12 protein-coding genes are annotated in these 12,901 nt (G+C 47.0%); 1 reads left to right on the top strand and 11 read right to left on the bottom strand.

Annotated features, from left to right (window positions below; translation table 11 throughout):
* Window positions 1-55: 55 nt before the first annotated feature.
* Window positions 56-211, top strand: a complete 156-nt coding sequence (locus AOC07_RS03460) for a hypothetical protein (RefSeq protein WP_215294001.1) — start codon at window positions 56-58, stop codon at window positions 209-211.
* A gap of 98 nt (window positions 212-309) precedes the next feature.
* Here the strand turns inward: AOC07_RS03460 and AOC07_RS03455 are convergent, their stop codons facing one another.
* The 11 genes from AOC07_RS03455 to AOC07_RS03405 form a co-directional block, all read right to left on the bottom strand.
* Window positions 310-801: a hypothetical protein gene (locus AOC07_RS03455; RefSeq protein WP_215358159.1), complete on the bottom strand. Its 492-nt coding sequence runs from the start codon at window positions 799-801 to the stop codon at window positions 310-312.
* 69 nt (window positions 802-870) lie between these two features.
* Entirely contained in the window at window positions 871-3,087 is a 2,217-nt protein-coding gene (locus AOC07_RS03450; protein ID WP_215293999.1) for a malate synthase G, read from the bottom strand.
* A 60-nt stretch (window positions 3,088-3,147) separates the two neighbouring features.
* Window positions 3,148-4,488, bottom strand: a complete 1,341-nt coding sequence (locus tag AOC07_RS03445) for an adenylosuccinate synthase (protein WP_215293998.1) — start codon at window positions 4,486-4,488, stop codon at window positions 3,148-3,150.
* Between the two features lie 45 nt (window positions 4,489-4,533).
* Complete coding sequence (locus tag AOC07_RS03440; protein WP_215358158.1) at window positions 4,534-5,694, bottom strand: ATP phosphoribosyltransferase regulatory subunit; 1,161 nt, start codon at window positions 5,692-5,694, stop codon at window positions 4,534-4,536.
* A 20-nt stretch (window positions 5,695-5,714) separates the two neighbouring features.
* Window positions 5,715-6,584, bottom strand: a complete 870-nt coding sequence (gene hflC, locus AOC07_RS03435) for a protease modulator HflC (RefSeq protein WP_215293996.1) — start codon at window positions 6,582-6,584, stop codon at window positions 5,715-5,717.
* Window positions 6,584-8,086 (bottom strand): FtsH protease activity modulator HflK, encoded by a 1,503-nt coding sequence (gene hflK / locus AOC07_RS03430; RefSeq protein ID WP_215358156.1) that lies wholly within the window; start codon window positions 8,084-8,086, stop codon window positions 6,584-6,586. Before hflK ends, hflC begins: the two co-directional genes overlap by 1 nt.
* The gene (gene hflX / locus AOC07_RS03425; RefSeq protein ID WP_215294292.1) at window positions 8,076-9,317 is read right to left on the bottom strand and encodes a GTPase HflX; all 1,242 of its coding nucleotides are present in this window, start codon (window positions 9,315-9,317) and stop codon (window positions 8,076-8,078) included. The genes hflK and hflX overlap by 11 nt, the downstream gene beginning before the upstream one ends.
* The gene (hfq, locus tag AOC07_RS03420) at window positions 9,310-9,552 is read right to left on the bottom strand and encodes an RNA chaperone Hfq (protein WP_215293994.1); all 243 of its coding nucleotides are present in this window, start codon (window positions 9,550-9,552) and stop codon (window positions 9,310-9,312) included. The genes hflX and hfq overlap by 8 nt, the downstream gene beginning before the upstream one ends.
* A gap of 117 nt (window positions 9,553-9,669) precedes the next feature.
* Complete coding sequence (gene der, locus AOC07_RS03415; protein ID WP_215293993.1) at window positions 9,670-11,034, bottom strand: ribosome biogenesis GTPase Der; 1,365 nt, start codon at window positions 11,032-11,034, stop codon at window positions 9,670-9,672.
* Window positions 11,031-12,197 (bottom strand): outer membrane protein assembly factor BamB, encoded by a 1,167-nt coding sequence (bamB, locus tag AOC07_RS03410; RefSeq protein ID WP_215293992.1) that lies wholly within the window; start codon window positions 12,195-12,197, stop codon window positions 11,031-11,033. The genes der and bamB overlap by 4 nt, the downstream gene beginning before the upstream one ends.
* Window positions 12,197-12,856 (bottom strand): tetratricopeptide repeat protein, encoded by a 660-nt coding sequence (locus tag AOC07_RS03405; protein WP_215358154.1) that lies wholly within the window; start codon window positions 12,854-12,856, stop codon window positions 12,197-12,199. The genes bamB and AOC07_RS03405 overlap by 1 nt, the downstream gene beginning before the upstream one ends.
* Window positions 12,857-12,901: the final 45 nt, after the last annotated feature.

Raw genomic sequence — 12,901 nt, 5'->3', positions numbered from 1 at the left:
CCATTTCTCTGTAGTTTAGGGTATTATTAGGGTATACCCTTAAAGGAGCTCTAAAATGGCACATTCAAACTCAGTACAGTTTCACCAAGCACCACTCTTTAGTTTCAAGCCTTTGTTTGCGATTCGCGACTTTTTTGCCCTCATCGCAGCTGCATGGGCAGAGGCTAAAGTAATGGAGCAAAAAAGCCATAAAAATAGCGCAAATTGGTAATTTTTTACTGGTTTAACGCCAAATTTGACTATTTTCAGTCAATTTTGATAAAGCCCTTGAGCACTGCTCTGGGGCTTTTTTATTGGCTGTTGATGGGTCTATTTTTGAATGTAATAGCCATAAACACAGCGAGTTCCGCCGCGTGATGGATCGTGCGTATCTTGTATAACCCCATCAACTATGGCGGTTAAGTGCTTGGAAACCTTCACAATTAATATGCCATTCGGTAGTTCATCAGACCTCAGGTGAACCTGGCAGCCTGCACCGATCTTCATCGTTGGAACCCACTCAAAATCAAGCCCAAGGATGTAGTCATGAAACACATTTCGATGGTTTCCGTTACGAGGTGATGATCCCTTGCTATTAAGCCGCCTTGCCAAACGATCGCTCCGCAGTTCAGCATAACTCGCGTTAGCTTTTCTGAGATCCTCATAGACCTGAATATAGGGCAGCTTGGCAGCAATCGCGATCGACCTGACTACACAATCTCCAGCGCCGCCCTTAAAGCCCGCTTTTTCCCTGCCACCATCATTTAGCTGGAAAGGAAAAGTCTGCCTAGACTTGGAAAATAGATTTAGAAAGCTGAACATTTGGATGCCCCCAATAAAAAATGGATTTGCTTTGTGGGCAAATCCATCCTTACTGAGGCTTAGCCTAAATTACTTAGCGCCAGCTTTCTTCACTTCCAAACGCCAAGCGTGCAGCAGTGGCTCGGTGTAGCCGTTCGGCTGCTCAAGGCCTTTAAAGATCAAATCACTAGCGGCTTTATAAGCATAGGAATCTTTATAGTTCGGCATCATTGGCTTGTACAAAGCATCGCCAGCATTCTGGCCATCAACTACCTTGGCCATACGTTGCAATGTTTCATTCACTTGATCGGCTGTAACGATACCGTTTAGCAACCAGTTCGCAATATGTTGACTGGAGATACGTAAAGTAGCGCGGTCTTCCATCAGGCCTACATTATGAATATCAGGAACCTTGGAGCAACCAACACCTTGATCAATCCAACGAACTACATAACCCAAGATACCTTGGCAGTTATTTTCTAACTCCTGCTGAATCTCTTCTTTAGACCAATTCGCCTTCTCAACTACCGGAATCGTTAATAAGTCATTGATCAGCGCTTCTGCTTCAGCGGCAGTATCGAGCTTTTCCATTTCTTTTTGGAGATCAGCTACGTTCACCTGGTGATAGTGCAATGCGTGCAAGGTAGCAGCCGTTGGAGAAGGTACCCATGCAGTATTTGCACCCGCTTTAGGATGTACGATCTTCTGCTCAACCATTGCCTTCATCAAGTCTGGCATTGCCCACATACCCTTGCCGATTTGAGCGCGACCACGCAAGCCGCAATCTAAACCCGCAAATACGTTACGACGCTCATAAGCAGACAACCATTTACTGGCTTTCATATCACCTTTGCGCATCATAGGACCTGCATACATTGCTGTGTGCATTTCATCGCCAGTGCGGTCCAGGAAGCCAGTATTAATAAACGCAACACGTGCACCAGCAGCAGCAATTGCTGCTTTGATATTGGCACTCATACGACGCTCTTCGTCCATGATACCGAGCTTGACTGTATCTGCTGGCAAGCCGAGTAATTTTTCAACGCGGCCAAAGAGCTCACCTGCAAAAGCAACTTCTTCAGGACTGTGCATTTTTGGCTTGACGATGTAAACAGAGCCTTTGCGTGTATTACCGATAGCCTGAGTCGCTGGACGATTGATGTCATATAAGGCAATCAATACGGTGACTACTGCATCCAAGATACCCTCGTAGATCTCTTTGCCTTCACCAGTAATAATGGCTGGGTTAGTCATCAAATGACCAACGTTACGAAGGAACAGGAGTGAGCGACCGTGCAAAGTCACTACGCCATCCTTAGCATTCACCGCACCGATACCCGCTGTGTACTTGCGATCTGGATTAAGTGCGCGCGTAATTGTCTTGTCACCTTTTTTTACTTCCTCAACTAAAGTGCCCTTCAAGATACCCAGCCAGTTTTCATAGGCAAGCACCTTATCATCGCCATCCACTGCAGCAATAGAGTCTTCCAAGTCCAAAATGGTAGAAAGTGCAGCCTCTAATACGACATCATTGATGCCAGCAGGATCGCTAGCGCCAATAGTCTTGCTCTTGTTAATTTCGATATCGATATGGATGCCGTTGTTACGTAACAAGATAGCGCTTGGTGCAGTAGCATCGCCTTGGTAGCCCACAAACTGCTTCTCATCAGCTAAGCCAGTCATACTGCCATCTTTGAGCTTAACGGCCAATTGGTTGCCATCAACTGTATAAGCCACTGAATCTTTATGTGAGCCTTTAGCCAATGGAGCAGATTGATCCAAGAAGTTACGTGCATAAGCTACTACCTTTGCACCACGAATCGGGTTATAAGCTCCCGCTTTGGTAGCGCCATCTTCTTCAGAGAGAACGTCTGTACCGTAGAGAGCATCATACAAAGATCCCCAACGCGCATTGGCTGCATTTAATGCATAGCGTGCATTGAGAACTGGAACTACCAACTGTGGGCCAGCTTGCAGCGCCAACTCATCATCGACATTCTGCGTTGTGCCAACTACTTTTCCTGGGACATCATCCAAGTAGCCAATTTCTTTTAAGAATTTGCGATAAGCAGGCATATCTTTAATTGGGCCTGGATTAGCTTGGTGCCATTTATCCAAATCCAATTGAAGACGATCACGCTTGGCAAGTAAGGCTTCATTTTTTGGACTTAAGTCCTTGACGATTTCATCAAAGCCCTTCCAAAAGTCAGCGCTCTTAATACCGGTACCTGGAAGAACCTTGTCTTCGATAAAGCGGTAAAGAGGAGTTGCTACTTGAAGGCTATTGCAAGTGGTACGTGCAGTCATTTTGTAAACCTTTGTCTCTAATGCGTTAGTTAATAAATATAGTTAGTCAATTATTTTCCATCAATCCTGGAAAGGATGCTGCAGCAAGATGGTCTCATCGCGTTCTGGGCCTGTAGAAACCATCGCAATGGGTTTTCCAGCTACTTCCTCGATGCGACGTAGGAAGTTTTGGGCCTCGCTTGGAAGCTTGCCCCACTCCCGAATACCGAAGGTTGTACCCCTCCAGCCCGGAAAATCTTCGTAAATTGGTTCGCAACGAGCAACAGATTCAGCGCCACGTGGTAACACATCGAGTTTTTTACTATCTAAGTTGTAGCCAACACACAAGCGAATCGTCTCTAAACCATCAAGAACATCTAATTTAGTGATACACAATCCAGAAAGTCCATTAATCTGAATAGAGCGCTTCAATGCAGCGGCATCCAACCAACCAGTGCGGCGTGGACGACCCGTTACAGAACCAAACTCTTTGCCGACTTCAGCCAAGCGAATACCAATTGGATCTTGCTTCGCTGGATTGTCATGATCATAGAGTTCACTTGGGAATGGGCCGGCACCAACACGCGTGCAATAGGCTTTGGTGATACCCAGGATGTACTGCAAAGAATCTGGACCAACGCCAGAACCAGCAGCGGCATTACCTGCCACACAGTTGCTGGAAGTGACATAGGGATAGGTGCCATGATCGATATCTAATAGAGTGCCCTGTGCACCTTCAAACAAGAGGTTTTGTCCCGCTTGCTCAGCGGCATAGAGTGCGCTAGAAACATCCACCACCATTGGTTTGATGCGCTCTGCATAAGACATTGCTTCGGCAAGAGTCTTTTCATAATTTACAGGCTCTGCACCGTAGTAATTAGTGAGCATGAAGTTGTGATACTCCAAGTTCTCACGCAATTGCTCGGCAAACTTCTCTGGGTAGAATAAATCTTGTACGCGCAGTGCACGACGCGCCACTTTATCTTCGTATGCTGGTCCAATACCGCGACCAGTTGTACCAATCTTCGCTTCACCACGCTTCTTCTCACGGGCATGATCAATTGCAACGTGATAAGGCAGGATCAATGTAGTAGCTTCAGAAATCTTCAAGCGGGATTGAACATCCAAGCCAGCAGCTTCGAGTTCGCCAATTTCTTTAAAGAGTGCTTCTGGTGATAGAACTACACCGTTGCCGATATAGCAGATCACTTCCTTATGCATGATTCCAGATGGGATCAAGCGCAGAATAGTCTTCTTATCACCAATGATGAGTGTGTGGCCCGCATTGTGACCACCCTGAAAGCGAACTACCGCTTTTGCATGGTCAGTTAACCAGTCGACCACTTTACCCTTGCCCTCATCACCCCACTGGGTGCCAATGACAACTACGTTACGACCTTTAGCTTGCTGCTTTGAAGACATATTGAAATCCAAAAAGATAATTACAAATGGGGTTAATTGCTTACTTTATTTTTTCTTTACTTCCCAGGAACTGCCCTGCTTTACCAGCTCTCGATCACATTCATATTCGGTAGCTTCAACTTTTTCTCCAGCCATCACCTGAATGACCACTTCACCAGAATCTCGTAAAGCTGCAATTGTTTTATTCAAGGCCATATCTTCAAGCCAAGGCGCTACGATTGCCAACTTGCGTACCTTCAATGATGAGAGATTAGCCAGAGTTAACAGATCTAGTGAGAATCCGGTAGCAGGACGTGAACGGCCAAAGGCCTGACCTACATGGTCATAACGTCCACCTCTAGCAATTGGTTGCGGTAACTTTTCTACATAGGCAGCAAACATTACGCCGCTGTGATATTGATAGCCACGCAAGTCTGCTAAATCAATACTCAGTTCTAGGCCACTGGATGCAGTAACTGCGGCAACTAAACGCTCGAGATCTGCTAATGCCAGATCGATGGCAGCATGTTTAGGCAGTACTTTCTTTGCTTTTGCAAGTACTTGCGCACAAGGCCCATTGAGCTCAGTGAGTGCCATCAGCGCTTCGGCTGTTGTGACTGGTAAGCATGCAGCCCACTGACTAAGGCGCGGACGATCTTTAGTCTGCAGCAAGCTATATAAAGTCTCAGTCGTCTCTTTATCCAAGACCTGGTCAGCTAAGATGCCAGTCAAGATCCCGGCGTGCGATAAATCGAGATAGACCTTGTCAAGGCCGGCAATCGAGAGTGTTTTGAGGAGCAGGGTAATTGCCTCAAAATCTGCTTCCCAAGTAGCGCAACCATACATCTCTGCGCCCAGCTGCAAATCTTCACGGGCAGAACTGCCGACGGGCGTGCGGGCGTGCGCAACAGATCCGGCATAACAAAGACGGGTAACGCCGGCACGATTCAGTAAGTGCGCATCGATGCGCGCCACTTGCGGAGTAATGTCGGCACGCAAACCTAGCGTGCGTCCTGACATCTGATCTACCAACTTAAAGGTTTGAAGATTGAGATCTGAACCAGTACCAGTCAATAGGGAGTCTAAGAACTCCAAAATAGGAGGGGCAACTAGCTCATAACCATAAGACTGATAGAGATCCAAGATGGCGCGACGCAAAGTCTCCACCTTACGAGCCTCGGCTGGCAAAACATCTGCAATATCTTCAGGAAGTAACCAACGATTCATGATCTGAATTATTCACCTTCTTATTTTTTATGCAGAAACTTAAAGAACTCACCATTGGGCTCAACAACCATAATGTCCTTCTTATCCTTGAAAGAACTGCGGTAGGCTTCCAAGCTTTGATAGAACTGAGCAAATTGAGGATCGCGTCCAAATGCTTCTGCATAGAGAGCAGTTGCCTTGGCATCTCCCGCACCTTTAATCTTTTGAGCATCTCGATAAGCTTCAGCCAAAATCGTATCGCGCTGACGTTCAGCATTGGCACGAATCTTGTCGGATTCAGCTGCCCCCATTGAGCGCAATTCATTTGCGACACGCTTACGCTCTGCCTCCATACGGCGATAAACTGAGTCGCTGATTTCAGCTAAGAGATCTACGCGCTTTAAGCGTACGTCAACAATTTCAACACCAATATCCGCCGCATCATCAGCCACTTTTTTGCGAATGCCCTGCATGACTTCTTCGCGCTGATCCGAAATCAACTCGCGGACAGTACGCTTTGTAAACTCTTCATTAAGGGCAGAGCGAACTAATTGCGTGAGGCGGTCTTGAGCTAAGCGCTCGTCACCCTTAAAGCTAATAAAAAACTTTCGGGGATCAACAATGCGCCATTTCACATAAGAATCCACCAGGAGATTCTTCTTCTCTGCAGTGATAAAGCGCTCTGCCTCTGGATTGTCAATTGTCAGAATGCGGCGATCAAAGAAACGCACACTTTCAAATGGGGCCGGCAGTTTCACACGCAAGCCAGGCTCTTCAATCACGCGCACGATCTGACCAAAAGAGAAAACAACTGCAAATTTACGTTGATCAACAATAAAAATACTAGATGACAGTACATAGATCACAGCAATGAACGCAATGCCAGCAGCAATCAAACGATTTGCATTCATTATCTAGCCTCCCGATCACGACTTCGAAAGCTATCGCGCTTATCAAGAGTACGATCGTTCGCATTATTCACAGCTGGTGCTGGGTTTGTTGCACCGCTACCTGAAGCTAGACTTGGATTATTTGTTCCGGTTGCGCCACCCACTGTCACACTTCCTGTTGGGGTGGAAGCGCTCGTTTGATTTACTTGAGTGCTAGCGGCCTGAGCACTCTCAGCGCTCACTTGAGCAACAATCTTATCAAGCGGTAAATACAAGAGACTATTACTCTTGGTTGTATCTACTAAGATCTTGGTCACATTGTTATACATCTCGCGCATGCTATCGATGTACATACGATCACGAGTGACCTGCGGCGCCTTGGAATATTCAACCAAAATTTGCTTGAAGCGAGTGGCATCACCTTCTGCGGTAGCCACCACTCTAGCCTTATAACCTTCAGCCTCCTGAATCAAGCGAGCTGCGGTACCCTTAGCGCGCGGAATAATGTCATTGGCATAGGCTTGGCCCTCACTCTTTAAGCGCTCTTGGTCTTGGCCAGCCTTCACTGCATCGTCAAATGCAGCTTGCACTTGCTCGGGCGGCTGTACGTTTTGCACAGTCACACTGGTAACGAAAATGCCACTCTTGTAGCTATCTAAGATCTTCTGAATCGAGTTTGCCAAATCAATACCAATCTTTTCACGTCCCTCGTAGAGAACGGTATCCATCTTGCTACGCGCTACGATTTCGCGAACAGCAGTTTCAGCAGCCTGAACTACTGTAGCGTCTGGATCACGATTATTAAATAAATAATCGGTTGGATCCTTTAAGCGATATTGCACAGCAAAGCGCACGTCGATGATGTTTTCATCCTCGGTAAGCATGGAGGAATCTTTTTGATTGGTTGCCTTAATCAGCACCGGGCGACCCACTTCTACAGAGCGAACACCAGAAAGATTCACTGTTTCATCCGACTGAATTGGCCAAGGCATGCGCCAGTTAATGCCTGGCTTAGCGGTGTAATCGTACTTACCAAAGGTCAGAATGACACCAGCCTGGCCTTCTTGAATGATGAAAAAGCCACTACAAATCCAAATGAAGAATACGGCTCCAGCAGCAATCAGCACGCTGGCCCTAGATCCAAATGGATTGGTGAAATTGAAGTTTGGTGCACCATTGCCGCTTCCGCCTCCACTGCCACCACGCTGTGAAGGCGGAGGGATATCGGTACTGCTAGGTTTATTAGCTGGCTTACTGCTTGCTGCTCCTGGCTTTTTCTTACCGCCAAAGATGCCGGCAATTCTGTCATTAAAGTCGCGCCAGAGTTCATCCAAATCTGGGGGCCCATCCTGCTTCGCAGGCGAATTGACTGGCTGAGTGTCTGTTGGCTTATTAGTATCCGGCTCCACTTTTGGAGCTTGGTCACCTCCCTGCCCATCTTTGACATCTTTAGATCCACCACTGTGGCTGTTGCCCCAACCTGGATCATTGACCGAAAAGAGGTCGAGAAATTTACGCATCATTAGAAAAATAGCTTCGGGTAGGAATCGGATTAAATTCAGAAGTTTCTGGTCGTTCGGGTAAGGGTTCTAAAAACTCGTCCGGGGCCAATTGCTTCTTGGCACGGTTGTGCTCGACCCTTATTCTATCAGTCATTTGAGAGCATTCGGCCAAGGCTAGGCGGAGCAAATCAAGGCCCAAGCCTGTCTTGGCGGAGAGGAAAACCTGGCTCGGCAAACCCTGGCTATCCCGCTCTAAAACCGCCCCACGGTTAAAGGTTTGGGGCATCTGGTCAATTTTGTTCATCACCTCAATTCGAGGGATCTCATTTGCCCCAATTTCCTCCAAAACCGCTTCTACTTCGGCTTTTTGCTCTCTGGCAACGGGGCTGCAGGCATCTATTACATGCAAAATCAGGTCTGCATGAATGGTTTCATCCAAAGTGGCCCTAAAGGCCTCAACTAACTGGTGGGGCAAATCTCGGATAAATCCTACGGTATCAGAGACCACAATAGAGCCCACACCCTCTAAATGCACCTTTCTGGAAGTGGTATCCAAAGTGGCGAAAAGTTGGTCGGCGGCGTAAGTCCCTGCCTTGGTTAGGGCATTAAATAAAGTCGACTTGCCAGCATTGGTATACCCAACCAAAGAAACTGAAAACACACTCTTACGATTGCGTGCCCTTCTCTGGGTTCGTTGTTGGCGCTGAAGCTTCTCAAGCTCGTTTTCTAAACGCTTCGCTTGCGTTGCTAGCATCCGACGGTCCAACTCCATCTGCGTTTCACCAGGACCACCCCTGACACCAATACCGCCGCGCTGACGTTCCAAGTGACTCCAAGCTCGCACCAAGCGAGACATGCGATAGCGTACTTGCGCCAACTCCACTTGCGTCTTACCAATGTGGCTTTGGGCTCTTTGACTAAAGATATCCAGAATCAAGCCAGTGCGATCCATCACATGACGCTCAAGATGACGCTCTAAATTGCGCTGCTGCGTTGGAGAAAGTGGATGATTAAAGATAGCCAGCTCTGCGCCCTGCTCTTCCATCACACGCTTAAGCTCATTCGCTTTACCAGACCCAATAAACAAAGCAGGATCTGTTCTACCCTTGCGGGCAATCACACTAGCTGTGGGTATAGAGCCAGCACTATCAGCCAAGAGACTGAGCTCGGCCATGCTGTCTGCAAAATCTTCGCGCCCCGTATCAACACCAACGAGGACGGCGCGGGCCGCATCTACTCCAGTTTTATACAGGGCTAGCTTCTTCTATGCGGAAATCAATCGCACGAGCTGGAACGATCGTAGAGATTGCGTGTTTGTAAACCATCTGCGTCACCGTGTTGCGCAGCAACACAACGTATTGATCGAAAGATTCAATATTGCCTTGCAACTTAATGCCATTGACGAGATAGATCGAAACAGGAATATGCTCTTTGCGCAAAGCATTCAGAAAAGGATCCTGAAGTAATTGGATTTTGTTGTTATTCATACTGCTCCTTATTGGTTTTGTAATTAGGGAGTCTTGCTTTTTTAATAAAAGCTTTTATAAATTACTGCTACTGAACCTTCTATATTGAGCCCAATTATAAAAAAATCAAGCCCAAAATTACCGCTTTTTACCTTTTTTACCCTTATCTTCGTCCACATAAGGATTTTTAGCAGTATTCATCTGGATTCTTAAAGGTGTTCCACGTAATTTGAATACATCCCTAAAGCGCCCTTCCAAGTATCGCTTATAGCTATCCGTTACACCGCTCAATGATGTTCCATGAATCACCACGATTGGGGGATTCATGCCCCCTTGGTGTGCATAGCGTAATTTTGGACGACCCATACCCACGCGTTTTGGCTGTTGATGCTCAATGGCTTCTTGCAAAATACGAGTCAGGCGTGGCGTTGGCAACTTCGCCATCGCAGCTGCATAGGCGGCGTCTACATCCTTAAACAACTCTTTTAAGCCTGTACCTTTTTTCGCAGAGATCGGATGTACGTTTGCAAAATCCAAGAAGCGCAATTTTTGGGCAATCTCTAAACGAGCACGTTCTTTAACGTAAGAATCAAGTCCGTCCCACTTATTCACCGCAACCACTAATGCACGTCCAGCTTCAACAATAAATCCCGCAATATGTGCATCTTGCTCAGAGATGTCTTGTTGCGCATCAAGCATCAAGATCACCACATTGCAGTCCGCAATTGCTTGCAATGTTTTAACAACTGAGAACTTCTCAATTGCCTCAAATACTTTGCCACGACGACGCAATCCGGCCGTATCAACCAAGATATACGGTTTGCCATTACGCTCAAAAGGAACCTCAATCGCATCACGGGTAGTACCAGGCATGTCAAACGCAATGACCCGCTCCTCACCAATGAGCTTATTGATTAAGGTCGACTTCCCAACATTTGGACGACCCACTACCGCAATCTTCATTGGGCGATTTGGATCACCTGCCAATTCATCTTCGTCGGGCTCTGCAATACCGAGGGAATCCAAGGCGTCATCAATCAGTCCACGAACGCCGTCGCCATGTGCTGAAGAGATGGGGAACGGTTCACCTAAGCCGAGTTCATGAAAGTCGGCAGTAACAACGCCTGCTTGCATGCCTTCTGTTTTATTCACCGCCAAAATAATTGGCCGACCCGTCTTACGCAAGAAATCAGCAATGACCCGATCTTGTGGCGCCATACCCAGGCGACCATCCACCAAGAAAATCACAATGTCAGACTCAGCTACAGCTTGCTTGGTCTGTTTAGCCATCTCAGCAACGATGCCGGTTTTAGCAACGGGCTCAAAGCCACCAGTATCTACGCAAATAAACGCGCGCTCACCAATACGACCTTTGCCGTAGTGACGATCTCTTGTTAAACCAGAAAAATCTGCTACCAAGGCATCGCGTGAACGGGTCAAACGATTAAAGAGTGTCGACTTCCCAACATTGGGGCGGCCGACGATAGTGATGACTGGGTTCATTTGGGACTGTACGCCGCAATTTTTCCACCCTGAGATTGAATCAGGATGAGCCCGCCTACTGCAATTGGAGCAGCGGTGATTGGATTACTATCGTGACGAATACGCGCGATCATCTCGCCATTCGCCTGTGAGAGTGCATGAACATAGCCTTGAGCATCACCCATGAGCAACACTCTGCCAACGGCTAGGGACTCACCTAAATCTCGGTATGTGAGTTGGGTGTTTTCCCAAACCTGCGTACCGTCTTTGGTGGCAAATGCGGTTACATAGGATTTTTCATTGGCTGAGAAAACCAATTCTGCGCTTTGCGCAGTACCCGTATAGCTTGAGTAATCCTTAAACCATAAGAGATTTCCAGTACGAGCTTGTCCGCAGCCAATGCGGCCTTGGTATGAAACTGCGCAAATGATCTCGCCTTCCATGCTAGGTTTAGCAGTCACATCATTTAAGCGCTCAATTTCTGAAAAGCCTTTAGGGAATGACACTGGGGTTTCCCAAACCAAACCACCATTGGCAATGGCAATCATCCCAAAACGTCCACCTGCAAAGCCAGTCACAATGACTTCATTGCCGATAGCCAGCATGCCGTAACCAACGCGCAATGACAAGGCAGACTGTTGGCGCTGATAAGTCCACTTGCGGGCACCTGTTTGTGCATCCAAACCAATAAAACGATTGTCAAGCGCTCGCACAACCACAATGCCACCAGCAACAATTGGCTCACTCAAAACCTCGCTACTAACACTGACTTTCCAGATCTGCTTACCAGTGTCGTCATAGGCATAGACAGTACCGCGAGTACTCACAGCAACCGTAGTGCGGCCGTCAGATCCAGGCCCAATAGATAAGCGCTCCGGAACGGATGCCTCCCAAACTTTATTGCCAGTGGCCAAATCAATCTTTGCCAAATTACCGCGTTGTGAAGCTGCATATACGGCGTCACCTGCGACTACCGGATGAAAGTTAAAGCCTTCAGAAGAGCCAACACTGGTAGACCACACCTGTTGCATATCAAACTGATTGGTGACTGTTGCCAACTCGGAAGGTTTGCGAACACGAGAACTACCAGAACATCCAAGCAGTGCTGTAGTCACCACACTCAATAAAATAGTAGTACTAGCAACCCTTGCTAAGCGTTGTATTGCATCGATTTTTACTGTCATCACTGTGCCACTCCTCCAACTGCATCCAGCTTCACCTTCAAGAGGCGACGCGCCTCTTCAGGGAATTCTTTAACTTCGTCTATTTTTTTCCAGGCATCTTCATAGCTTTTTTTAGCTTCAGCATTTTTCTTTTGCGCTAAATACCAGTCGCCACGACGTTCTAACCACAAAGCTTCAAAGCCAGCAATTGGTCTTTCTTTAAGAACTTGATCAGCCTCAGCAAAATCTTTTTCACCACCCTGCTCAATTAACTGAGTCACCAAGCGTAATTTTGCTAAAGCCAAATAACCATCATTGGAAGCATTTTTAGCAGTCCAACGCAAATAGTCCAGTGCCTTGGCACTATCACCAGCATCCGACGCAATACGCGCAGCAATTAAACTAGACATCGCTGCATAAGGTGTACGAGCAAAATCTTTTTCTAAATCATCCGCAGCACGCAAGGTCAGCTCTTTGTCACCTTTAGCAACAGCGCTGACCATCGTTTCATAGAGTTTAGAGGCTTCCAAAGCTTGAGTATTACGCCACCACCCATAACCACTATATGCAGCATAGGCAAACAAGACAGCCGTCAACACTCCCGTAATTAAATTACGATACTTTTGCCAAAACGCTTTAAGTTGGTCTAACTGTTCTTGTTCTTCTAGATCTAAAGGCATGTGAATCCAAGCTAATTAATAAGGGTTTTATTGCTATTAAATGTA

The sequence above is a fragment of the Polynucleobacter sp. UB-Raua-W9 genome (assembly GCF_018687435.1).
Taxonomy (GTDB): Bacteria; Pseudomonadota; Gammaproteobacteria; order Burkholderiales; family Burkholderiaceae; genus Polynucleobacter.
The sequence above is the reverse complement of the archived record's forward strand: the minus strand, read 5'-3'. Positions and strand labels throughout refer to the sequence as shown.